The organism is Sphaerothrix gracilis Ecp01 (genome assembly GCF_030405905.1).
Classification (GTDB): Bacteria; Cyanobacteriota; Cyanobacteriia; order Phormidesmidales; family Phormidesmidaceae; genus Sphaerothrix; species Sphaerothrix gracilis.
On the sequence record NZ_JASATW010000012.1, the window covers coordinates 43002 to 66639 of the forward strand.

The window sequence follows — 23638 nt, forward strand, 5'->3', positions numbered from 1 at the left end:
GATAGTTTGGGTTCTCCGCAGATTCCCTTAGGCCAGAAAGTCAATGGGCACAAAAATCCCCTGGGGCTGCCGTTTTAGAAGCTGAGTCAGCCCAAGATTAGAAGTGATTAAAAGTAGCTAAAAGCTTGTTAATTAAGGCTGGGGCAGATGCGGAAAGTACGGCTGAAAGTGTTAGGTAGCAGCAGCGGTGTTGTAGAGAGCCAGGTTGAGTAAATCTGTTGGCCCAACCTGGCTTAGATCGCTTTAGTCAACCGTAACTTCGTAGGTCACCTTCACTGTCTCAGCCGCTGCCAGAGTGTCCGTAAAGTCCCACTTAACATGGGTATAGGTTTCAGCCGGAGCAGGCTGCAGCTCTACAGTGCCATCCGGTAAGGTCACTTCAATCATGGGTTCGGCGACAAAGGTTTGGCCGTTATCAATGCTGTAGGTCAGTTCAGCGCCGTTGTTGCCGATGGCAGAGTCTAAAACGTAGGTCGTTTGCGCCGGAACGGGCTGAGTGATGACTAAATTGGCCGCCTCTGCATCACCTGAGTTAGCACCATCCACGCTGTAGCGCAGAACATCACCCGGTTGTACCTTGACTCGACCTTCTAGCTGCTCCCAGCTAACTTTTTCCTGACCGCTTGCATCTAGCTCAAGTATTTGCTTTTCAGCGCTGAGAGTTAGCTGAACTTCGGGGCGACGAATCGCCTCTACGATCGCGTCTGTCACTTCTGCAATTTGAGCGCGAACCGGCTCGCTGCTGATGAAGGGGATGATACCGGCAACCGCAAGCGCACTGAGACCTACAATCCAACGTTTCATAGTCATGTTTTTCCGAATTAAATCAACAAGTACTGAGCAAAGTTATGGACAAATTTGGGTGAAACAGTTGGGGTGAGAAATCACCCCGTTTCTGCGTTTGGACTTAGTTCAGACGGCGCTGAAAGGTGAAGTTACCCGATTGTTGGGGATTCACAATTCCTGAAACCGTATCTATATACTTAGTGATGTCAGTCGTCTGAGTTGTCCCTGACTGGTCAGCCGCAGCAGTAGAGCCGCTGGCTCCGCTAAAGAAGCTAATACCACCGCCTCTAGAGTCATTAGCCGTGTTGGTGACGTTGCTGGTATCAATGACACCGTTGGCGTCTTGGTCAAGCGCCCAGTTGTTGCCATTAGGGTCGGTACCATTCTCGGTAATGACGATGTTGTCAGCCGTCAGAATGACGTTGCCGCTGCCAGACTGCTGCTCCGAGATATTGGTGTAGGTGATGCGGTATTCAATGATGTTGCCGGGCTGAGGCGATCGCGCTACGTCTGCCACCCCTGGATTTGGATCAACTGCGGCGAGCGGTCCTGCACCATCTGGATCCACCGCAGGGGTGGAGTCAAAGTTACCTTGACCGGCACCTACAGCCGGACCATCACCTTGCAGAATGCGAGAGAGCTTCACTAGCTGCAGGAAGCCGGTATAGACGCGATCGATAGTGGTGTTAGTAGAAGAACCACCTGCGTTAGTCAGAGTCGCGGTTACAGGTACAGGGAAACCACGCTCAATATCGGTAGAAAGAGGTGTAGCCGCTGGTAGGTCAACCTCAACACCGTAGTCAACTTCCTGACCGGCTGGGACGTTGGCAATAGTGACGGTGGCATAGCCTGCATCGGTCGGTGCTTTGCCAGTGTCGTCAAGGAAGACAGTGCCGTTCCACGTGTAGGTTTCCGTGCTACCTGTAGGGCCAACAATGGTAACTTGAGTACCGTTAGGTAAGTCCGTTGCTGTTGCCGGTGGTGTCGGCGCTAGGGTAACGCTGCCGGGGTCAGTACCGTTGTTTTGAACGGAGTTGCTGAAGTTGACCGGGCTGGGATTATAGGTACTGCCGGGTATAGAGCTAGCCGAGGGAACAAAAGCAGACTTGTTGGTAAAGTCGTCATTGTTGCTGGTGGGGCCAATAGCGGCAGGCTCGTCTAGAGGGCCATTGATGAGGCTGGCTTGAACCGGATCGTTGATTTGCAAAGTGATCGCTTCACCGCCGTCGCCGCTACCTGTGTTGTTTCTGCCTGTATCTTCGCCGGTAGCGGTGAGATCGGCAGCATCGTCGATGTAGCCATCGCTGGGCGGATCAAAATCGGTAGGTTCAACTCCGTCTTGACCATCCTTGAGGTTGCTGGGCTGCTGGTCACCAGATTCATCTGCCACAACCTTAGTTGGATCAACCGGATTTGCAGGATTAGCAACTTCAGAGTAACCAAAGATCTGAGCGAGGTTAGCCACATTGTCGCCGCTGCTTACACCACTGGTCACAACGGTAAAGCGGAAGGGTTGAACGGTTGTGCCCGGCGCAATTGAAGCGGCCTGTCTGACAAAACCAATACGGGTGATATTGGCTGTTGCGCTAGTACCTGCTAAAGCGGCTGTTGAAGTGGAATACCATCTGGCTTCACGCGCTGAGGTAGAAGTGGCTTCAGCGGTGTAGACAACTTGCCAGCCCGTAGGTGCAGCGGGTGTTCCAGTCAGCTCTGTGCCTGCCGGTAATGCATCGGAAACTAACACATAGTTTGCGGTCGTCCCATTTACGGTCAAAGGTAGGGAGTAGAGCGGACCGGGTGAAACTGAGCTACCTAGAGGAGCCGTATCTTGAACTTCAAAAGACAGCTCGTAGGTAATCTGGTCGTCAGTGATGTTGCTTGGATCGCCAGGAATCTGCTCAGAGATTGCCTTCTCTAACTTCACCAGCGGTACCGTGAGAGACGCGTTACCGACTTCAATTTGCTGAACATCGCTAGCTTCACGGACACCGTTGGCCGGAGCACCATCGACTTCACCCGTAGTGCCGTTAGCCAGATCGACCGTGTAAACATCACCCCCGTCAGTGTTGAAAGGCTGGTTTTGACCATTACCCGGCGTATTACCGAGCTGTACCGTGATGACGTCAGCCGGATTGGCATTAGAATCAACCGTGACCGGAACACGCACCTGCACAGTTCCACCGGGAGGGATGGCACCTGTATCTAACGAACCACCCGTGATAGCCGCGAAGCCTGCTCCCTGGTCAACTTCTACCGCACCGCTAATTACACCGGGGCCAGTAATATCGGCGCTATTAGGAATACGAAAACGGGTCGTATCGTTACCGACGTTGGTGAGAACGTAGGTGTAATAAAGGGTGTCGCCTCTATCAACAGTGCCGTCGTTGACGTCGTCAACGCCTGCAGACTGCACTGTAATACCAGCAATCTCAGCTACCTCGACTGTTACCGTATTGGAGGTTGTAGTTAAGGTTGATCCTGGATTGTTGGGGTCATTGTAAGTAGCGGTTGCTGTGTTGCTGATAGCAGTTCCGGCAGCGGTTCCATCCGCAAATGCCGTGCTTACCATCTGCAGCGTACCGCCCACAATTAAGGCAGCAGCAATTAATGGGCGATATTTTTTCCAGCGAGTTTTAGTCATGTTTTGACTCTCTTTGTGTGTCTTGAAAGCAATAAGCGAAAGAAAGAGAAAAACGGTCTCTTTTTGTCAGGAAGCAAGCTTTGACTAAAAATTCAAACTCAAGGCATATCGCCTTAAAAACTGCTTCTGAAAGGATTAGAGCCATCTACAGAAAACTATTCAACAGAAATCTGACTAAAACAGAAGCTTTTTTCTGGGGATTATTACTGAAATTTTGATCTAAGCAATAATCTCTTTTCGCTCTGATGCAGACTCATTTCCTACGGGCCTATTGTTGCCTTCAAGATTGAAAAATATCTCGTAGATTATGCGTAATCCATATCGCTTTTGGCGGAAATAGATAGTCAAAAACGAATTGAATAATATTGGCTTAAGTTCGGAATAATTACGGAGTTAGATATTTGAATTCCTGGGAGACTAGGCTGTAATTTTAGTCGTTTTGTTTGATCAAACTGTCCCATCTATCAGCCATTTGTCTTAAGTAAGTTCAGCTTCATAGCTGAATCAGATTAGGGGGTGTAAGCTGCGTCAATATAGAAGAGTTAATTTCAAATGATGGAGAAGCCAAGTGTGTTGAGCATTTCGAGCACTACAGCAGCTAGCTTCACTCCTAAAAATTGCTGACAAATCTCTCTCAGTGCTTACAGAAGCACTTGACAAGATCTACATACGTCATTGCTGAAAGTCTCCGAACTTCTACGGCAGTTAATCTACGGTGATTTTTGAGGAGAGCAGGCTGATCTATCAGACAAAACCTTCCTACTAACAGACAAATCGCGCGATAAATTTTGGCGATCGCGCCGCAACTTCAGAAAATCTGGTTAAATAGCTGGCGATCGCGGCGCGAAATCGGGTACCGATATTGTTCAACCTGCTGACATCAGCGAGCAAGGCTTTGTCTGACAGGCACAAGAATTAAGTGGTTGTACTGTTGTTTGAGAACTGAAACCTGCTGCTAATTCTGCGGCTGCGTAGCATAATCGGAGGCATAGCTGTCTTGATTGAGATCCGAGCATGATGTCTGTTTTTCGTTCAGTTGAGTTTTGGGCCTGGCTAGTCTTGGTCACGACTATCCTCGGCATTGGCGCAACCGCCATGATTAATGCCTACGCCCGTCCTAAAATTGGGACAATTTCATTTCCAGAGGCGATCGCTCAGCCTTCGACACCGCTAAATTCTGAGGCGATCGCCTGGTTTGAGCAGGGCTGCAATGTCCACAACACCGGCAGCTACCGCGAATCAAGCGATTTGTTTAGCCAGGTGATTCAGCAAGAGCCTACCTGTGCTGAAGCCTTTCACAATCGCGGCTTAGCTCAGGCCAACCTGGGCAACTACAACTTAGCGGTCAGCGATTTACTTAAAGCCAGCCACCTATACGATCGCCAAGCCACCAAAGCAGGGGTCGATCGCATTAAGCAAGATCTTGAAGTCTTAGCTCAGCGGTAAACACGGTGGCAAAACAGCGATTAGATACGCTTTTAGTAGATTTGGGCTTTTGTGACTCGCGGCAACAGGCACAGCGCTGCATTCGAGCAGGCGAGGTTAAGATCAACCAGCAAATTATCGATAAGCCAGGAACTCAGGTCAATCCTGCCGCCGAGATCCAGCTTAAGCAAAAGTCTCCTTATGTTTCCAGGGGAGGAGAAAAGCTAGTCAAAGCGCTAGACGAGTTTGACATTCAGGTGAGCGATCGCATTTGTTTAGACGGCGGCATTTCCACAGGCGGATTTACGGACTGCTTACTACAGGCTGGCGCTAAAAAGGTATACGGCATCGATGTGGGGTACGGTCAGGTGGCCTGGGAGCTGCGTCAAGATCCGCGCGTAGTCCTGCGTGAACGCACTAATATTCGCTATCTGACTCCTGATGAGCTTTATCAAGCAGAAACGCTTTATCCAGATTTAGGCGTTATGGATGTTTCGTTCATCTCTTTAGTCAAGGTGCTGCCTGCTTTTTGGCAGCTACTCCAGCCCCCTAGAGAAGCCGTTTTGCTAGTTAAACCGCAGTTCGAGGTCGGTCGCGAGAAAATTGGCAAAAAAGGTGTTGTGCGAGATGCCAAAGATCATGCGGCGGCAATGTGGCAGGTAATGGAGTCATCCAGGCAATTGGGCTGGCGCGATCGCGGTTTAACCTGGTCGCCGCTGGTTGGCCCGGCGGGCAATATTGAATACTTACTTTGGCTTAGTCAGGTTGGGGAACTATCAGCAACTAGCTTGACCTTTGAGCAAACTTTGGCGATCGCCCAGCAGGCCCGACAGGCCGTTGATGCCTAAACCTGACCGCCGGCTCTACAAATCTGTTAGCTCTACGCTTTCAAGCGCTGTAGCATCATCGTAAACTTTGGTTTCAGACAGCTTACCTAATAGCAAATCGGGCTATTATTGAGTTGAAGCTAAATAGCTTCCCTGGCAGATTAAACAGCCGATGTTCGCTTTAGTAAAGAGGTAAAAAAGCTGTTAAATACAGATCTGTCTCGTTCAAAACCAACAGCATCCAGTTTGAAAACTGATACTTCTCCGCGTTAGATAAAAGGGAGCCATGCGATTGATTCCTTCATAGAAATTGAAGCTTTCAGTCAGAGCAACTCCAGATAAGATCAAGCATCAGGTAGAAGTCACTCAGGTCGCATTGGGTGCTGTTGTTGTTTTAAATATTTTTAGGGTAAAGTATGCGAGACAGTTGAGGCAGTCGGCTATGGCAATTATTGCCCTTAAAGCTTGGTACTTAGAGCAGTATGAGCCTGCTCGCGAATTGGAAAAGCGTCCCCACGATTTGCGGTTGAGTAAAAATAGCTTACTGAAGTCGGCTTTGCGAGCCGACTTTCTTGACGATGCAGACGAAGTTAAAGAATCAGCCTGGTTCCAGCGCTACCTAGAAGGCGATCGGGTCGAGTTTTATGTTGAAGGCAGCGGCACCTACGGCATTTCCAATATTGACCTGATCAGCCACGAAATTTATTTCACCAAGCAGGACACGCTGGCAAACCTCGATCCTACTGTCTTTTTGTGCTACCAGACGGAATATCCCAAGTCCAGCGACCTGCTGCGGGAGGTGCTACAGGCAACGCTGGAAAAGCTTAACCGGCGATCGCGGATTGAAATTGGCCTAGAAGAGTCCCATCGCCTCAGCGAAGGCCCGATTCGGCTGAATAGCACCCTGATGCGCAAAATTCGCCGCAGCCTGCTTTTCATTGCCGATGGCACACCCATTACTCAGTTAGAGACGACGCCAACTCAGGTAATTCCCAGTCCTAAAGTCTGCGTTGAGATGGGCTATGCGCTACAGTGCAAGCGCACAGAGCAGATTTTACTGGCTCAAATGGAACGCGATGACCTAGCCGGACAGTTTCCCTTTGATCTGCCGGGTCGCAATCGTCTTGTATTTGAGAGTAAATCAGCTCTCAACAAAAGCCTGCCAGAGCTGCTAGAGACACAGCTACAGCGCTTCAACCTATTCAGCTAATCGGCTTCACGATGCAGCAATCGGCTACCTCGATCGAGATCGGTGACTACAGTATTCCACCCGGCAAAAAACAGCAGCTTGACCTACCCGTAGCCCGTCTGCCAACCCAGACCCAGCTCAGCCTCCCCGTGACTGTGATCAACGGCAGCCAGCCGGGGCCACGACTTTGGCTTAGCGCCGCGATCCACGGAGATGAGCTGAACGGGGTCGAGATTATTCGGCAGGTACTCACCCAAGTACAGCCCAAGCAGCTACGAGGCAGCCTAATCGCAGTGCCTATCGTCAATGTTTTCGGCTTTATTGAGCAGTCGCGCTACCTGCCCGATCGCCGCGATCTTAATCGCTCTTTTCCAGGTTCACCCAGGGGCTCTTTAGCTTCTCGGCTGGCCCACCTATTTATGCGGGAGGTAGTCAGCCGCTGCACCCACGGCATTGACTTGCATACGGCGTCTCACCACCGCAGCAACTGGCCCCAGATCCGGGCCAATCTAGCCGACTCAGAAACTTATCGCTGCGCAATGGCCTTCAATGCGCCGCTAATGATTCAGTCTTCAATGCGCGATGGCTCTTTGCGGCAGGCAGCAGCCCAGCAGGGCATCCCCGTGCTGCTTTATGAAGCAGGTGAAGCCCTACGATTTGATGCCGAAGCGATTGAGATTGGGGTAGAAGGCGTTTTGCGCGTGATGAACGCCTTAGAAATGTTCACTGCCGAGCGGCTATCTGCTGAGAGTCAGTCCATCGAAGTGAAATCCAGCCAGTGGGCTAGAGCTTCCCGCAGCGGCATCTTACACATGCAGGTGGCGCTGGGCGAGGTGGTGCAAAAGCGGCAGCTACTGGGGGTAATTCTAGATGCTTTTGGCAACAGAAGCGCTAAGGTTCAGTCTCCCTATGAGGGAATTGTGATTGGCTGTACCCGCAACCCGTTAGTTAATCAGGGAGATGCTATTTTGCACGTGGCGAAGCTGCCTGAAGCGGGCAAGACCGATGTTGAGACATAGTTAAGTAGGCAGACTCATTATTTGTAGGACAGACTCGCAGCAGCAGAACCCAGGCGGGCATTGGGATTCGGGCCGCAACTGCAACCTGCATTGACTCATGTTTGACTGCGCTTACCCACTTAGACAGGAGTTTCAGACAGCCTGCTGTCCAAGCTATCCAACTGAGTAACTGGAATTTCAATATAAAACTGAGTTCCTTCTTCCGCAGAAGAGGCACAGTTCAAATAGCCCCGATGCTTTTCAACCACAATTTGATGGCTGATGGAAAGGCCAAGACCTGTGCCTTTGCCAATCGGCTTAGTGGTGAAGAAAGGATCAAAAATTTCTTGTTTCAGCGTCTCTGGAATGCCCGGCCCGTTATCGCTAATGTAAATTGCGATTCTGTTAGTCTCTAGAGCCTGGGTGCGAATTTCAATATAAGGCCCCTGCTCTGGCTGTCCATCATGGCCTAAAGGCGTATCAGCCCAGCGCCCAGAGGCGATCGCTTCTTCAAGCGCATCAATGGCATTGCTGAGAATATTCATGAAAACCTGATTGAGCTGGCCGGGATAGCACTCTACAATTGGCAACTCCCCATAGTCTCGAACGACCGTAATACCCATTCTTTCTGCCGTTGGCTTGAGACGATGCTGCAGAATGATAACCGTGCTGTCGATGCCCTCATGAATATCAACAGACTTGACGACTGACTCATCTAAGCGGGAGAAGTTTCGCAGTGACAGAACAATTTGACGAATGCGACTGGTCCCCACTTTCAGCGACTGCAGAATCTTATCAATATCCTCAGTCAAAAAGGGAAGATCAATTTCTTCAGTTTTAGCGGCAATCTCGGCAGCGGGTGTGGGGTATTGCTGGCAATAAAGGTCGAGTAGCTCTAGTATGTCTTGAACATACTGCTCTAGATGATTGACGTTCCCGTAGATAAAGTTAACGGGGTTGTTAATTTCGTGGGCCAGCCCGGCAATGAGCTGACCCAAACTAGACATTTTTTCAGTTTGGACTAGCTGAGCCTGTGTCTGCTTTAGTTCTTGAATAGCAGCCTGCAAAGCGCAGGTTTGGGCCTGAGCTTCGGCAGCGTTTTTCTTGGCTTCCTGATAAAGGGCTGACTGGCGAATTGCCACGCCAAGCTGCTCAGCTAGGTACTTGATCAATTCAATTTCGGTTTCTTGCCAGTCGCGGGAACTGCGACACTGATGGACAATCAGCAGCCCCCACAGAGTCTCTTGGGTGTGGATAGGCGCTACCAAATTGGCCTGAACCTGAAAGCGATTTAAAAACTCAACATGGCAAGCTTCCAGATCAGAATTATGAATGTCCCGCAGCGCTGAAACCCGGCCTTGCAGATATTGCTCCGCGAATGTTTCTGAAAAGTAGCGCTCAGGCTCTGCTAGAGCTAACACAGAGCGCCAAGGATTGGCTACAGCTTCCACCAAAATCCTTCCCTGCCAGTTTTGACCAAGCTGATAAACCAAAACGCGATCGCTGCCCAAGGTTTCTCGAATCGATTGAACAGCCGTTTGCAGAATAGTTTCTAGCTTCAGGGAGCGGCGAATTTGACCTACAAGGCGATTTTGCAATTCTTCGCGCTGGGCCAGTCGCCGATACCGGGTTTCCGACTGCTTTAAAAGATCTTCAGCTCGTTTGCGATCGGTGATGTCTTCGATGGTGCCTAGCAGACCAATGACTTTACCAGCGGCGTCATGCAGCGGCAGCTTATTAACTTCACGCCAGGTTAGCTTGTTATCAGCCTGTAGCTGAGACTGCTTGATCTTGAGCATTGGCGTATTCGATTCCATCACCTGGCGATCGCATTCTACATACCAGCTCTTTTGCTCTTCAGTCCAGGGTAAGTCATCGTCCGTCAGTCCAATGGCGGCTTCTGGGCTGGCCAAACCCGCCATTTCTGCCCACTTGCGGTTGCAGCCCAAATACACCGAGTTGCGATCTTTCCAGAAAATATAGTGGGGAATGTTGTCTAGCACTAGCTGTAACAGCTCAGCGCTGTGGCGAATCCGAACGGCTTGTTTGAGATCGGTCGCTGACAGGCGTTTAGGGGATGAAGTGGTTTCCCGCATGACCTGAGGGCTGAGCCTTTCTAAGTTAGGCATTTCGATGCCAACCAGCGCTTCGGCAGATGACAGCTTCTCTAAGACAGAGGCTGTCTGATAGTGGGTAACATCCCGGCCATGACTGAAAATTTGAGCGACTTCACCAGCCTCGTCCAGGATAGGCGTATAGATCACGTCGTACAGTTTAGCGCCAGCCGCGACTGGGAAAGTATGAATGACTCTTAGGGACTGTTTGGTTTGCTGTACCTGGGTCACTTCTGCCTGAATTTGCCAAAGCACGTCTCGATCCACAGCCGCTGCGTTCTGACTCAGCGCACCGGGAGACTGGCCTTTGATGAGCTGAAGTGGCAAACCTAGCACTAGGGTAGCCGCTGGATTGGCGTTCAAATAGTGACCTGCCGCATCGTATTGACAGATTAGATCAGAAGTCGTTTCTGCCAATAGTGCTAGCGGGCTAAGTTCGGTATGAGGCTCATTCAAGCGGTGCAGGCTTGTCATGAACAAGATGGCAATATCGACAGTTCTTAATAGTATGCCCGATTCGCTTCCAAGTCATGCGGCCAATCCCAGTAAATACGGAAAGACAAGAATTAAGCAGCCTCAATATCGGGCAAATTTTAGCTGAATAATAAATCTAATTTTAGAGGCTCAAAGTCAGGAAATTCTAGCCCTTCAAAGACAAACTCTGCCAAGTTATCCTGACAGAGTCTGTGTAGTTATTGGTGCCGTAGCTTAGAGCGACGCCTAAGGAGTAAGCTTAATCGCTCATAGCCTCTAGCACTTCATCTTCAATCACAGGCGGTACTAGAGCAACCGCCGCGATCGCGTCTTCCCCGTCTAAACGCTGCACCCGTACCCCGGTCGCCATCCGAGACTGAATCGAGATAGCGTCTACGGTTTGACGAATGATGATGCCACGACTGGTCACAATCAGCATTTCGTCCTCTTCGTTGACAATTCGCAGAGCCACTAAGTGATCCTGCTTTTTGCGAAACTTGATAGCCCGCAAGCCCATGCCAGCCCGGTTCTGTAGCCGAAAATTTGAGACGGGTACCCGCTTGCCTAATCCACCCCCTGTCACCACCAAAACCCAAGGCCCAGCCTGACTAGCTGAATCTAGCTCTAAGTCTTCGGAATCTTCGTCAGTTTCAGATTCCCCTGCCTGTACCACGTCAGCAATCACCTGAGCAGGCAAAATGTCCATGCTGATAGGTTCGTCATCGTCCTTGAGAGACATGGCCCGTACACCCCGCGTAGGCCGACCGAGGGGGCGAAGCTGATTGTGATCGGCCTGGAAGTGAATTGTCATCCCCTGACGCGAACCAATCAAAATACTGTCAGTCTCTTTAGCCAATCGAACCCAGCGGAGCTGATCCCCTTCCTCTAGCGAAACGGCAATTAGGCCATTGGCCCGAATGTTACTGAAGGCTGACAGGACGGTTTTTTTGACATAGCCCCCCTGGGTTAGCATGACGATGTAATCATCATCGGTAAATTCGGAGACTGCCAGCACCGAGGTAATCTTTTCGTCACGAGGAATTGGCAGCATCTGCACGACAGGAATACCACGAGCCGTACGCGATCCCACCGGAATTTGATAGGCCGGGACGGAATAGGCTACGCCGCGATCGCTAAAGAACAGCACATTGTCATGAGTACAACAGGTAATGAAGTGCTCGATGACGTCATCCTCTTTCATCCGCGTACCTGACTTGCCCCGCGTGGCTCGGCTTTGGGCTTCAAAGGTATCTACGAGCATCCGCTTGATATAGCCCTGCTCGGTCAGCAGCACTAACACCTGCTCATTGGCAATCAGGGAGATGTCGGTCAGCTCACCTTCAGCCTGTTCAATGACGGTACGGCGCGGATTGGCGTGAGTTTCGCGCAGCTGGCCTAGCTCAGTTTCAATAATTTCCAGAATTCGCTCTCGCCGAGCCAGAATATCCTGCAGGTCGGTGATTTTTTCGAGTAGGGCTTCGTGCTCTTGCTGAATTTTTTCGGCCTCTAGCGCTGTCAGGCGGCGCAGCTGCATCTGCAAAATCGCGTCGGCCTGACTGTTGGAGAGTCCGTAGGAATCCATCAGCTCCTGTTTGGCAATCGGCGCATCTGCCGCGTGGCGAATCAGGCTAATGATGGCGTCTAGATTTTCCAACGCGATTAGGTAGCCCTGCAGAATGTGATCGCGCTCCTGAGCTTTACGCAGTTCAAACTGAGTGCGACGGGTAATAGTTTCGATGCGGAAATCTAAAAAGACCTCCAGCATCTGCTTCAGTCCCAATAGCTGCGGCTCGCCGTTGACCAACGCCAGCATGTTGACGCCGAAGTTATTTTGCAGCGGCGTCTGCTTATAGAGGTTATTGAGAACAACGCGGGGATAGGCGTCACGCTTCAGCTCAATCACGATGCGCATACCGTCGCGATCGCTCTCATCGCGAATATCGGAAATGCCGTCGATCCGGCGATCGTTCACCATATCGGCAATTCTTTCAATCAGAGCTGCCTTGTTAGTCTGGTAAGGCAGTTCCGTAACGATGATGGCTTCGCGATCGGGGCGACCTTGCTGCTCTAGGGTCTCAATGGTGGCAACGCCGCGCATGGTAACGGAGCCGCGCCCGGTGGTGTAGGCTTCGTAAATACCGTTAGTACCCAGAATTTGGCCGCCTGTGGGAAAGTCTGGCCCCGGCACGTAGCTCATGAGCTGAGCGTTACTGAGATCTGGCTGATGAATCAGCGCGATAACGCCGTCGATTAGCTCTCCCAAGTTGTGGGGCGGAATGTTGGTGGCCATCCCCACTGCGATGCCGGAGGAGCCGTTTAGCAGGAGCTGCGGGATGCGGGCTGGCAGCACGATTGGCTCTTGCTGGGAACCGTCAAAGTTATCGATAAAATCGACGGTTTCGGACTCGATATCCTGGAGCAGAGAGTTGCTGGTGAGAGACTGCAGGCGACATTCGGTGTAACGCATAGCCGCTGGCGGATCATTGTCCACCGAACCGAAGTTGCCGTGGCCGTTGATCAGCGGCGATCGCATCGAAAAGTTCTGGGCCATGCGCACCAAAGCGTCATAAACCGCCGTGTCACCGTGGGGATGATACTTACCAAGCACTTCCCCCACCACGCGGGCGCATTTACGAAAGGGGCGATCTGCCGTTAGCCCCAGCTCGTGCATAGCATATAAAATCCGGCGATGCACCGGCTTAAGACCGTCCCTAGCATCTGGTAAAGCTCGGCCTACAATGACGCTCATGGCGTACTCTAAGTAAGACCGAGACATCTCATTGCGCAGATCTGTAGGGACGATCCGCTCTTGAGGGGTGCTCATACAGTAAAAAACTCCAAAATCTCAAGCATTCAGCAGATAAACGTTGATTTCTAGCGATAAGGCAGTTTAGCGGCTGAATATTTGCAAATATTTCGTTGCTGCGTATAATATTCTATCACATTTATCTGTCTCACGACGGGGGGTTAGGCGAGTGAGCTAGGCTAAAAACAGCACAGGTAAATACCTAATTTGCCACAGCCTCAACCCTTTGTTATGAAAGCTTTTTCCGTTATTTACTCAGACCAGTTTCTCAACCACGACACGGGCCGCTATCATCCCGAAAATGCGGGTCGGCTGTCAGCGGTGACAGCTAGGCTCAAGCAGGCAAGCTGGTCTGAGCAGCTAGACTGGCGTTCCCCTAGTCAGCGCGATGATGTCTTGACCTGGGTGGAACAGATCCACAATCCGCGCTACGTAGCGGCCCTCAGACAGCTCTGCAGCGAGGGGGGCGGACAAATTGACGGGGATACCGTAGCCTCACCCCAAAGCTACGAAATTGCGCTGTTAGCGGTGAGTGCCTGGCTAGACGGGGTTGATCAGGTTTTGGCGACGGAACGGCCTGCTTTCGCTCTGACCCGCCCACCAGGACACCATGCCGTCCGCGATCGCGGTATGGGGTTTTGCCTATTTTCCAACGCGGCGATCGCCGCAAATTATGCCCTATCGCAACCGGTGGCGCAGCGAGTCGCCATTTTGGACTGGGATGTGCACCACGGCAACGGCACTCAGGCCATTGTTGAGTCTAATGCCCATATCTTCTACTGTTCGCTGCACCAGTCTCCCTGCTATCCAGGCACCGGACGCGCCAGCGAAACCGGGTTGCACGACAATGTTTTGAACTTGCCGATGGCCGCAGGCAGCACCCTGCAGAACTATCAGCCTATGTTCGAGCAGCAAATAGTCCCGCGCCTACAGGCATTCCAGCCTGATTTGCTGATTGTCAGCGCCGGATATGATGCCAACCACGCTGATCCCCTGGCGGGAATAGCTCTACGCCCCTCGGATTACAAAATTTTCACCCAATATTGCCTGGCCATCACGCCCCACATTCTGTTCGGCCTAGAAGGAGGCTATGACTATGACGCCCTCAGCGAGTCAGTTCTGATGACGGTGGAGCCTTGTTTATCTCAGAATCCGGCCTTGGCGGCTGGCTGAGGTTAAACAATCTGTCAGCGTGCCGAGGCTTGTTGGCTGTACATAGCCCGCAGCACCAAAGCCGGATCTACCCAGCTACCGCGATACTTTAGCCCCCAGTGGAGGTGTGGGCCTGTGGTGCGCCCGGTCATGCCGACGCGACCAATGCGGGCACCTGAGCCGATTTGCTGCCCTTCAACAATGCGAACGCCACCGTCGCGGTCAAGTAGAGTGCGCTGGCCGCTCTCCGTAGTGACGTAGCCATGCATGTGGCAGTAAACGTGAGTCCATTCCCCTGACTCAACGATGACAGAAGTGCCACAGGCGCTATCATCTGAGACTTCGACCACTCGTCCGGCCCACCAGTTGCGGATATAGCTGCCGGAGGGAGCGGCCATGTCTAGGCCGTAGTGAAACTGGCTGGCACCACCGTAGGGAGAATTCCGATAGCCAAAAGGAGAGGTATAGGCTTGAAAATTTTCTACCGGGAAAGACGCAGAGGCCCAGGCATACTGCTGCGTCGCTGCCCGTCCTGGCTCAAGGGCATCAGCTTTTTGAGGGCGGGGATTATTTTCTGCCACGCCCCACAGCAGTAGACCAGAAACCAGCAAGGCTCCAGTGTAGCGAGCGGTCTGCGATCGCAGACTATTTTTCATCTGCTGGAGATGAGCGCGACGAGCAGAAATATGGGGAAGGTGTGAGGTAAAACGCTTCATAAGGTAACCAAGAGCTGAAGTCAAAATTGGCTATCGCTGAGCGGGGCAGCTATCTACCCTGAGGGGGCAACTAACAAGCTTTAGCTTGATAGCTTAGCCCAATATGGGACATGGCGAAAAGCTGACAAAAAAATTAACGTTTCAGCCTGACACAGGAACCGATCAGGGGCAATAACTGTCTCACTGTGAGGCCGATTATCAGAGCTTGCTTTAGGCGTCCTTGACCAAGATAGAGCCGGATTCTTGCTTGACCTCGTAGGTTGTCAAAGCCTGAGGGGCAGGGCCGCTAGCAACGGTTCCATCTGGCTGAAACTGAGAATTATGGCAAGGACAGACAAAAAGATTTTGATCAGACTGCCACTCTACGGTACAGCCCGCATGGGTACAGGTAGGATTGACCGCAATTAGGTCGTCGGCTGAAGCCGCCTCTGGATTAGAAATGACCAGGACGGGACCGACTGCCGCTGTCTCATTTAGAAGCTGGCCGCTCTGGGTCAACTCTTCTACCGTGCCCACGGCTTCAAACTCTGCGGTTGCAGCCGCCGAGCTATCGGCTGTGTCTGAGCTGTCACTCGCTGGGGGAGCCGTTGAATCGGCGGTTTGACTATTACAGGCTGCTAAAACTACGGGCAGAGAGGCTGCCAGCGTACCCACACTCATCCAAGAGACAAATTCGCGCCGCTTCATGGGACTCCTTAGAAAACCAAAGCAATATGCCCGGACTCAAGCACATCTCAGCCCAGAGTAGCATGACACTCAGGTTTGAGCTGTGGCAATTTCAGCGGCGCTGCATGAGGGCTAGATGTTCTTCGCCCTGACGGGCTGGGACCGAGTTTTTAACGGGCGAGAGAGTGCTCACTGTAAAGTGCGGACTGAAGCGATCGCGAATTTCTGCTGCGCTGGTGCCATAGGGCGGGCCGCCGCCGCGGCTGTGGGTGAAGAAAACCGCCAAAAACTGCCCTTGAGGTGGCAAAAGCTGGTAGACCAGTTCGACATACTGCGATCGCAAACTGGGATCAATGGCGCAGAAACAGGTGTGCTCTACCACATAATCAAACTGGTGAGCAAACTCCGGGACTAAGTCAAAAATATCGCGCTGGATAAAATGGGCCGTCAGTTGGCGCTGCTCAGCACTAGCCCTAGCCGCCGCGATCGCTGAAGGCGCATAGTCCACTCCCCACACCTCAAACCCGTTTTCAGCAAAAAACAAGGCATCATGGCCCCGACCGCAGCCAAGGAAAATTGCTCGACCGGGTGGTGGCATCACCTGCCGGAACCAGGCAACAAACGCGGGAGAGGGCTGGCCCAAGTCCCAGCGGGGCGACCCGGCCTGATACCGCTGCTCCCAAAATGCTGGTCTCAAACTATCAGCCGCCTCAGAGCTATCAGAACTAGAAATTGGATTGGTCATAGATTTTAGGCAGATGACGCCAGTTTTAAGGGCAGTTCTTGCAGGATCTTAAATCGAACGTGGTTGATTGCCAGATCCCCCAGCCTGACCTCTGGTTCGCCCGCTGCCTGCAGCCGTTCAAAGGAAACTTCCTTGCTCATTTCGACGTGGTACCAGGGCAGCCCCATAAAAAAGCGGGTAGGATAGGGCCCCCCTTCGATGATGTCGTCTACGTTAGACTCCATCGGCAGCCAGCCGATTCCTGGGGCGTAGAACTCAATCCAAACGTGATTAAAATCTGGCTCTAGCAGCACCCCTAGGCGATCGGCCTGGGGCGGACATTTGTAGCGCCCCACGGTGCGACAGGCGATACCGTTCAGACGACACAGGGCCAGCAGCAGTCCTACGTATTCGCCACAGGAACCCACGCCGCGCTCTAGCACCACATCAGGCGTATCGATGCGGGGACGAATGCCATAGGATAGGCGATCGTAAACGTAGTTGCGAATGCGCAATACCTGACGCAGCAGGTTGGTTTCAGTGCCCACGGCTTCTCTAGCGGCGGCCTGAATAATTGGCTTGTCCATCGCCAGTTCGTCATCATCAATCAGGTAGCGCTGGCGAAACTCGGTTGACAGGGGCTGGCTCTTCTCTACCTGACGCGGTGTCAGCTGATATTTGATGCCACCCACTTCAATCAGCGCTTTCCAGCCGAAGAGATGACTTTCGTGGGGATGTAGGCGGTCAAACTTAAAGACGGCGATCTGCTGACCGTTTTCCTGCTCTAGGGTAAAGGGCAGGCCAATCGGTTCTACATGCCGCAAAACCTGGCGATCGGTCGTGGCAGGCAGCGCCATACGCCACTCTAGCTGGTCAAGCTGCAGCTCATCGAGGGGAGCAATTTCCTCGACATAGCTCATCTCTAAGAGATAGCGATTGGACAGGGTGCAGTGCTTATCGGCATTATGACAAAACTGCAGGGCGTGAATAAAAGTGCGATCGCGAAAAGTGAGCTGATGGGGATTTTCTGAGTTGGGATCGTCGCGAATGTAAGGTTCTTCAAAGGTGTAGGCAACCCACAGCCTGCCAGCCTGCGGATCTGTCTTCGGCAAAACGGCAATACCTGTCGGAGAGGCAAACGGCGTCAGCAGACTGGTGATAATGTCTCCCGTAGCCCGATCTAAGCAGTAGACCGTCTGCTCAGTTTGATCGCACAGCCATAAATACTCGCCTGAAACCGCAATATTCTCAATGCCAATGCCTGGCGCGGGCAATTTGGTGATCTGCTGCCCGGTCTCTCGGCTCAAGACGAAGATATAACCAGCCTTTTGGCAGCTTGCGTAGAGCGTGGTGCCCCAGATGGCTACGCCATCAATTGGATAGGGTAGGGTGGTAAATAGCTGCGGCTCTGGCTGCTCTAGCGGGCAGCTTAGTAATTCGTGGCCCCGGCTAATCCATAGCGTTCCATCCCAAACAGCCAATCCGGTGGCGTCTAAAAAAGGTTCTGTGCTGCGAGCATTGAGGATAGTGGCATTGCTGGTCGCTGGATCAATGCGGAGGAGATACCCTCTCAGGGCATCGATCGCCAGCAGACTGTTGTGCCAAACCGTGATGCCGTGTAGGGCATAGGCTCCTACAGGGCGAATTAAATTTTGAGCGGCTTCGGCTCGAACAAGCGCAGATTTCAGTTCGTCTACAGGGGGGCTATAAAAATCAGACATTATAGGTTAGCAGGTAGGATAGAGCAGTCGATAAGACCCGGAAGCAGCGGTCAAGATTGGCCCTTAATTTTCCCGTTATTATCTCTTCAACTTATTTAACATAAGACTCTCTCGCTAAAATCTTTCAATGCTTACAGAACTCTTTCCTTTTGACCTGCAGCAAATCAATACAGCAACAATCGCGGGAGCGACATTATGGGCATTAGCGCTGTACTTAGCTTTCTCGCCCGTAGCCGAATGGGTGACGGAACAGCTCAATCGCTGGTTTAATTTTGCTGAGCGATCGCTCTATACCTCCCAGCAAGAGTTTGAGCGGACGCGGAAAGGACGAGAATCTCAAAATGCCTTCTATGCATCGATCTTTAGCATTGTGCCGTTTATTTTAGTCGGTATCTTAGCGGAAATTGGGATTGAGTTAAGTTTAGGGCGGAGCTGGGCCATTAGCGTTGGCATGATTGCCTGCATTGGCAGCGGCGTGTACGAGCTAGGCCGCCGCGATGGTTCTGCCTGAGGGCTTGAGAGAACAAGTTAGGCGTGACGCCGTTCAAGATTTGAGACGCCTAGGGCTAGCGGTAGAATCTCCCCTGCCTCCTTGATCAGGGAAGTGGCAGCAGCCAGGAGAGCTTGCGAGCAGTTAAAGCCTCGTCGAGTGCGCCAGCTCTGCGAATTTTGAGCTAGCAGGCTAAAAGTTTATGTCTCAGTAGATCCGAGGGAAGTTTTCTTAGAGAATAGGGAATGACCCCACGACAAAATTCAGGAATGGACATTAAAGACGGTTTCGTAGGCACAGTGGGTAACACGCCCCTGATTCGACTTCACAGCTTCAGTGAAGAGACAGGCTGTGAGATTTTGGGCAAAGCAGAATTTCTGAATCCAGGCGGGTCAGTCAAAGATCGCGCAGCGCTTTACATCATTGAGGAGGCTGAGAAAAAGGGACTGCTGCAGCCAGGGGGAACCGTCGTTGAAGGGACTGCAGGTAATACGGGAATTGGGCTAACTCATATCTGCAATGCGAAAGGCTATCGCTGCCTGATTGTGATTCCAGACACCCAGTCCCAGGAAAAGATGGATCTGCTGCGTACGCTTGGCGCTGAGGTACGACCCATTCCGGCAGTGCCCTACCGCGATCCCAATAACTACGTCAAAGTGTCAGGGCGGCTAGCCGACGAAATGGAAAACGCGATTTGGGCCAACCAGTTTGATAATTTAGCCAATCGCCAAGCTCACTATGAAACCACTGGGCCTGAAATTTGGCGGCAAACTGACGGTAAAGTAGACGCCTGGGTCGCTGCTACGGGCACCGGAGGGACTTATGCCGGTACGGCTATGGCCTTAAAAGAGAAAAATGCCGATATTCGCTGCGTCGTAGCCGATCCGATGGGCAGCGGCCTCTACAGCTATATAAAAACGGGTGAAATTGACACCGCAGGCAGCTCAATTACGGAAGGCATCGGCAACAGCCGCATCACTGCCAACATGGAGGGCGTTCCTATCGATGATGCGATTCAAATTGATGACCCTGAAGCACTGCGGGTTGTCTATCAGCTGCTCTATCAGGACGGATTGTTTATGGGGGGATCGGTTGGAATCAACGTGGGCGCGGCTATAGCCTTGGCTAAGGAGATGGGGCCGGGCCATACGATTGTCACGGTTCTTTGCGATGGCGGCTCTCGCTACCAGTCGCGGCTATTCAATCGCCAGTGGCTAGAGTCTAAAGATCTGTGGTCAGACGACCTCTTGCCCGGATAGGAAAGCCGTAGCGACCAGCGGCAGCCTGACAGTGAAGGTAGTGCCCTGGTGCAGGTGACTCTCAAACGAAATTTGACCGCCGTGGAGATCGAGGCACTGCTTGACAATAGACAATCCTAACCCTGTCCCGGCAATGTTGCCGACGTTCTGAGCGCGGTGAAAAGCTTCAAACAGCTGTGGCTGATCTTCTAGCGGAATGCCGATGCCGCGATCGCAGATTTCAACCTGTACCCAGTTTGCCTGTACCGCCAAAATAAAATCGATGGGACTCCCTGGTTCAGAATATTTGGCGGCATTTGAAAGCAAGTTGCAAAAAATCCGGCGCAGCAGTTCCGGATCAGCTTTGATTTCAGCTTCAAAGTTCTCGGCGGCGATCGCTGGCGGTTGGCATACCTGAAAAAGCAGCTCATGCTCAGGCATACTGGGCTGTAGCTCCGCGATCAACCCCTGACAAAATTCTACGAGCCGCAGGGGACTAGGCTGAAATGCCAGCCGCCCCGTCTCAGCCCGGTTCATGAGCAAAACATCGTCTAGCAGCCGCGTCACATGTTTGATGTAGGTCTGAATTGTTTTTAAGTGCTGCTGTTTACGCTCATCTGAGAGCTTGTTGGCAAAGTCCTGCAGAATGCCAGCAGACGAGGCAATCACCGCTAGGGGGGTGCGAAACTCGTGGGAGGTCGTAGAAATGAAGCGAGATTTGAGCTGATTTAGCTCTTTTTCCTGGGCCAAAGCCCGCCGAACTTCTGCTTCTGCTCGCTTCTGCTGGGTGATGTCTAGGGTGATGCCGTCACCGATGATATCGCCGTTATCGAGCTGGAAAAAGCGAATGTTCTCCTTGGCCCAGCGAATTTCTCCAGAGGTATGAACCACCCGGTACGCATAGTCAAAAGGCTGTAGGGCTTTGGCTGAGGCGATGAGTTGCCGCTCGAACTCAGAACGATCAGCCGGATGAACAGAAGCTAAAAGGCGATCGCGATCATATTGAATTTTTTCTGGATCAATGCCCGAAAGCTCTTTTTCTCCCTGACTCATAAAAGAGAGCGTAATGCGGCCATCGGCATGAAACACTTCCCGAAAGATATTGCCGGGAATATTGTCGGCAATAGAAGCAAGCTGCTGCTGGCTCTCTTGCAGCGCCTGCTCAGCTCGCTTGCGATCGCTAATATCTTCAATTACAGCGACCACGCAGGTGACAGCATTGCTTTCATTGCGCATGACTGAAAGCGTCTTTTGCGTCCAGAGAGTCTGCCCGTCACGGCGCAGATACCGTTTTTCGGTCGAGAAAGAGGTTATTTCACCCTCAAAGATCCGCTGCACCAAGGACTGATCCTTAGTGAGGTCATCGGGATGAATAAAATTCTGCCAGGGCTGGCCTAAGAGGTCTGTCTCGCTGTAGCCCAGCAGTTGACAAAAAGTTTGATTGACCTGTATGTATCGGCCTGACAGATCGGTTTGACTAATCCCAACAGCCGCTTGCTCAAAAATGGCCCGAAATCTCTCTTCGCTCTCTCTCAGGGCAGCTTCTGCAGCTTTGCGATCGCTAATATCTTCAATAATGCCGATATTGTATTGAGGTCGTCCCTCTTGATCTCGCATCAGCGAGACGGTGAGATTGATCCACTGCAGCGCCCCTCCTTTGCGAAGATACTGCTTCTCTAGTGAAAAGGACTTAATTTCTCCGGCTAGCAGTGAAGCCATGAGCCGATCGTCCTGCGGTAAATGTTCTGACGGGGTTAGATGGCGATATTTTTTCTGATAGAGTTCGTCTGGGCTATAACCCACAAGATCACAAAAGCGCTGATTTGCCTGCAGAAATCGCCCTGACATATCGGCCTGCGCAATGCCGACAGCCGCCTGCTCGAATATTGTCCGAAATCGTTGCTCACTCTCTCGTAGCTCTTGAGTGCGCTGGGCAACTCGATGTTCTAGCTCTTGGTTGAGTAGCCGCAGCTCTTTCAGGGCTTGCTGCCGCTCCATCTCTGCCAAATAGCGATCGGTTACATCTCGGATGATCACCAGAACTTCGTCGTCGGCTTTCAGCGGTACAATTCGAGCCTCCTGACGCCGAGAATTCTGTTGGATCCTCAGACTATATTCGTAAACCTGGATTTCCCGAGTTTGTAGTGCTTGCTCAGTCAGAAAGAGTCGATGACGGGCAAGTTTTGGCGGTAGGGCCTCCCAAACAGTATTGCCAGTCATCACTGGAATCATGGGTGATTCTGTGGCTGACTTAACATCTAGATAGGTACCATCTGATTTCATGCGAATAATCAGATCCGGCAGCGCTTCTAAAGTGCTGCGATGGAGTTCTTCTAGCCGCCGTAGAGATTCTTCGGCCTGTTTGCGATCGCTGATATCGGCGCTCACGCCCAGCACCCTGGGTTTGCCCTGACAGTCATCTAAACGCGACAGGGTCGTTAGCATCCACTTTGACCCCGTAGCTGTCCTAATCGGGCCTTCCCAGGTTACAGGCTGTCCATGTTCCAGACAGGCACGATAGCGCGATCGCATAATCTCAGCCGTTTCCGGGGCCCAAAGTTCTTCTAGCCGTCGCCCAATCCAGTCCAAAGTTGAAATGCCTAAGATTGACTGCACCGCTTCATTGGCGCTGACAATCCAGTATTCATCGTCTTCCAAGCGTTCAGCGACCCAGATTACCTCTGTCACCGAATCAAAGATATTGCGCAAAAAGGCTTCGCGCTGGCGTAGCTGCCCTTCGGCTCGTTCAGCCCGTTTGAGCTGAGAAATATCGCGCACGGTTATGATGGCGGCTGAAATCTGACCGTCAGCCTCAAAGTAGGGAGAATAGGTAATACTGATGAACTCAGGGTGAATACCGACCGTAACCCATTCCTCATCGTGAATTGTCTCCCCGGCAAGACAGCGATTGAGACGGGACTTCACAGAGCAGTTAAAGTACTCAGCACCTAAAACCTCGCTAGCGCTACAGCCTTTGAGGGTTTTGACTGACTGCTTTTGCCATTCTAAATAGGCTCGGTTCGCCGTTTGATAAATGCCGTTGCGATCGATGATGCAAATGCGAGCGGGTGAGTCAAAAACGATTTGCGCGTATTGTCGCAGCGAGGTTGGATCAGGTAGATCCCCGGCTGCCTGGATTGGCTGTAATTCACTAGCCCCAGATAGCTGATGAGCTTGAGGCGGTACGGCCAGAGAAAGTGACTGTTGTAGATGCTCGGCTAGCTTAGCAGTGTCTAAAAGGCGCAGCAGGCCAGTCTCGCTCATGATTCCTAGCGGTCGCTGGCAGGTATCCACAATCGGTAGATATTGGTTTTGCCGTAGCAGCGTAATCAGTCGTTTCCCGTCATTTAACTGCTGGGGCGTTAGGGTTATCAGCGGAGAAGTCATCCACTGGCACACAGTTGTTTGGCTAAAAATAGCCTCAGCATTGGCACAGCAAATTAAGTTTTGTCCAGTGAATAAACCGATAAGGCGCTCATTCTCGACGACTAGCAAACAGGCGGTGCCATCACCTTGAGTTGAAATGGCCTGGGCTGGCGTCATCAGCGCGATCGCTTCAGCAACCGTTGCTTCAGGCGATACCCGCGCAGGCATTGTCAAAATATCTGCATATTCAGGCTCTAAATGAGGTAGAGAATCCATAAAAATGGATGGCTGAGCAAATGAATAGT

16 protein-coding genes are annotated in these 23638 nt (G+C 51.9%); 7 read left to right on the forward strand and 9 right to left on the reverse strand.

Annotation, left to right across the window (positions count from 1 at the left end):
• Positions 1-243: 243 nt before the first annotated feature.
• Positions 244-804 carry a hypothetical protein gene (locus tag QJQ48_RS14865; RefSeq protein ID WP_346292027.1) on the reverse strand — a complete coding sequence of 187 codons (561 nt, stop codon included), beginning with the start codon at positions 802-804 and terminating at the stop codon, positions 244-246.
• 103 nt (positions 805-907) lie between these two features.
• Complete coding sequence (locus QJQ48_RS14870) at positions 908-3427, reverse strand: DUF7925 domain-containing protein (RefSeq protein WP_346292028.1); 2520 nt, start codon at positions 3425-3427, stop codon at positions 908-910.
• A gap of 1014 nt (positions 3428-4441) precedes the next feature.
• On the opposite strand from QJQ48_RS14870, the gene QJQ48_RS14875 reads away from it, so the two are divergent.
• The 4 genes from QJQ48_RS14875 to QJQ48_RS14890 all read left to right on the forward strand — a co-directional run bounded on the left by QJQ48_RS14875 (position 4442) and on the right by QJQ48_RS14890 (position 7887).
• A complete protein-coding gene (locus tag QJQ48_RS14875) occupies positions 4442-4873 on the forward strand; it encodes a tetratricopeptide repeat protein (RefSeq protein ID WP_346292029.1) in 432 nt (143 codons plus the stop codon).
• Positions 4874-4878: 5 nt separating this feature from the next.
• Entirely contained in the window at positions 4879-5700 is an 822-nt protein-coding gene (locus QJQ48_RS14880) for a TlyA family RNA methyltransferase (protein ID WP_346292030.1), read from the forward strand.
• A 421-nt stretch (positions 5701-6121) separates the two neighbouring features.
• On the forward strand, positions 6122-6889 hold the full coding sequence (locus tag QJQ48_RS14885) for a hypothetical protein (protein ID WP_346292031.1): 768 nt from the start codon (positions 6122-6124) through the stop codon (positions 6887-6889).
• Positions 6890-6900: 11 nt separating this feature from the next.
• On the forward strand, positions 6901-7887 hold the full coding sequence (locus QJQ48_RS14890; protein WP_346292032.1) for a succinylglutamate desuccinylase/aspartoacylase family protein: 987 nt from the start codon (positions 6901-6903) through the stop codon (positions 7885-7887).
• Positions 7888-8006: 119 nt separating this feature from the next.
• Here QJQ48_RS14890 and QJQ48_RS14895 read toward each other — a convergent pair whose 3' ends face one another.
• Both QJQ48_RS14895 and gyrA read right to left on the reverse strand, forming a co-directional pair.
• Complete coding sequence (locus QJQ48_RS14895; RefSeq protein ID WP_346292033.1) at positions 8007-10454, reverse strand: PAS domain-containing sensor histidine kinase; 2448 nt, start codon at positions 10452-10454, stop codon at positions 8007-8009.
• Between the two features lie 259 nt (positions 10455-10713).
• The gene (gyrA, locus tag QJQ48_RS14900; RefSeq protein ID WP_346292034.1) at positions 10714-13278 is read right to left on the reverse strand and encodes a DNA gyrase subunit A; all 2565 of its coding nucleotides are present in this window, start codon (positions 13276-13278) and stop codon (positions 10714-10716) included.
• A gap of 213 nt (positions 13279-13491) precedes the next feature.
• Between gyrA and QJQ48_RS14905 the strand changes: the two genes are divergently transcribed.
• On the forward strand, positions 13492-14433 hold the full coding sequence (locus QJQ48_RS14905) for a histone deacetylase family protein (protein ID WP_346292035.1): 942 nt from the start codon (positions 13492-13494) through the stop codon (positions 14431-14433).
• Positions 14434-14447: 14 nt separating this feature from the next.
• On the opposite strand, the gene QJQ48_RS14910 is transcribed toward QJQ48_RS14905, so the two are convergent.
• The 4 genes from QJQ48_RS14910 to QJQ48_RS14925 all read right to left on the reverse strand — a co-directional run bounded on the left by QJQ48_RS14910 (position 14448) and on the right by QJQ48_RS14925 (position 18239).
• Positions 14448-15128, reverse strand: coding sequence for a M23 family metallopeptidase (locus QJQ48_RS14910; protein WP_346292036.1), 681 nt, complete (start codon positions 15126-15128; stop codon positions 14448-14450).
• Between the two features lie 210 nt (positions 15129-15338).
• Entirely contained in the window at positions 15339-15815 is a 477-nt protein-coding gene (locus QJQ48_RS14915; RefSeq protein WP_346292037.1) for a QcrA and Rieske domain-containing protein, read from the reverse strand.
• 91 nt (positions 15816-15906) lie between these two features.
• Positions 15907-16539: a methyltransferase domain-containing protein gene (locus tag QJQ48_RS14920; protein WP_346292038.1), complete on the reverse strand. Its 633-nt coding sequence runs from the start codon at positions 16537-16539 to the stop codon at positions 15907-15909.
• Positions 16540-16544: 5 nt separating this feature from the next.
• The gene (locus tag QJQ48_RS14925) at positions 16545-18239 is read right to left on the reverse strand and encodes a transglutaminase domain-containing protein (RefSeq protein WP_346292039.1); all 1695 of its coding nucleotides are present in this window, start codon (positions 18237-18239) and stop codon (positions 16545-16547) included.
• A gap of 127 nt (positions 18240-18366) precedes the next feature.
• On the opposite strand from QJQ48_RS14925, the gene QJQ48_RS14930 reads away from it, so the two are divergent.
• Both QJQ48_RS14930 and QJQ48_RS14935 read left to right on the forward strand, forming a co-directional pair.
• A complete protein-coding gene (locus QJQ48_RS14930) occupies positions 18367-18750 on the forward strand; it encodes a hypothetical protein (protein ID WP_346292040.1) in 384 nt (127 codons plus the stop codon).
• A 248-nt stretch (positions 18751-18998) separates the two neighbouring features.
• A complete protein-coding gene (locus QJQ48_RS14935) occupies positions 18999-19988 on the forward strand; it encodes a cysteine synthase A (RefSeq protein ID WP_346292157.1) in 990 nt (329 codons plus the stop codon).
• On the opposite strand, the gene QJQ48_RS14940 is transcribed toward QJQ48_RS14935, so the two are convergent.
• On the reverse strand, positions 19965-23609 hold the full coding sequence (locus QJQ48_RS14940) for a PAS domain S-box protein (protein ID WP_346292041.1): 3645 nt from the start codon (positions 23607-23609) through the stop codon (positions 19965-19967). The two genes, QJQ48_RS14935 and QJQ48_RS14940, sit on opposite strands and share 24 nt — an antisense overlap.
• Positions 23610-23638: the final 29 nt, after the last annotated feature.

Coding starts and splice junctions, on each gene's coding strand:
- QJQ48_RS14915 (WP_346292037.1), bottom strand. CDS start 15,815: ATGAAGCGGCGCGAATTTGTCTCTTGGATGAGTGTGGGTACGCTGGCA.
- QJQ48_RS14940 (WP_346292041.1), bottom strand. CDS start 23,609: ATGGATTCTCTACCTCATTTAGAGCCTGAATATGCAGATATTTTGACA.
- QJQ48_RS14885 (WP_346292031.1), top strand. CDS start 6,122: ATGGCAATTATTGCCCTTAAAGCTTGGTACTTAGAGCAGTATGAGCCT.
- QJQ48_RS14930 (WP_346292040.1), top strand. CDS start 18,367: ATGCTTACAGAACTCTTTCCTTTTGACCTGCAGCAAATCAATACAGCA.
- QJQ48_RS14935 (WP_346292157.1), top strand. CDS start 18,999: ATGGACATTAAAGACGGTTTCGTAGGCACAGTGGGTAACACGCCCCTG.
- QJQ48_RS14925 (WP_346292039.1), bottom strand. CDS start 18,239: ATGTCTGATTTTTATAGCCCCCCTGTAGACGAACTGAAATCTGCGCTT.
- QJQ48_RS14905 (WP_346292035.1), top strand. CDS start 13,492: ATGAAAGCTTTTTCCGTTATTTACTCAGACCAGTTTCTCAACCACGAC.
- QJQ48_RS14920 (WP_346292038.1), bottom strand. CDS start 16,539: ATGACCAATCCAATTTCTAGTTCTGATAGCTCTGAGGCGGCTGATAGT.
- QJQ48_RS14875 (WP_346292029.1), top strand. CDS start 4,442: ATGATGTCTGTTTTTCGTTCAGTTGAGTTTTGGGCCTGGCTAGTCTTG.
- QJQ48_RS14870 (WP_346292028.1), bottom strand. CDS start 3,427: ATGACTAAAACTCGCTGGAAAAAATATCGCCCATTAATTGCTGCTGCC.
- QJQ48_RS14865 (WP_346292027.1), bottom strand. CDS start 804: ATGAAACGTTGGATTGTAGGTCTCAGTGCGCTTGCGGTTGCCGGTATC.
- QJQ48_RS14895 (WP_346292033.1), bottom strand. CDS start 10,454: ATGACAAGCCTGCACCGCTTGAATGAGCCTCATACCGAACTTAGCCCG.
- gyrA (WP_346292034.1), bottom strand. CDS start 13,278: ATGAGCACCCCTCAAGAGCGGATCGTCCCTACAGATCTGCGCAATGAG.
- QJQ48_RS14910 (WP_346292036.1), bottom strand. CDS start 15,128: ATGAAGCGTTTTACCTCACACCTTCCCCATATTTCTGCTCGTCGCGCT.
- QJQ48_RS14890 (WP_346292032.1), top strand. CDS start 6,901: ATGCAGCAATCGGCTACCTCGATCGAGATCGGTGACTACAGTATTCCA.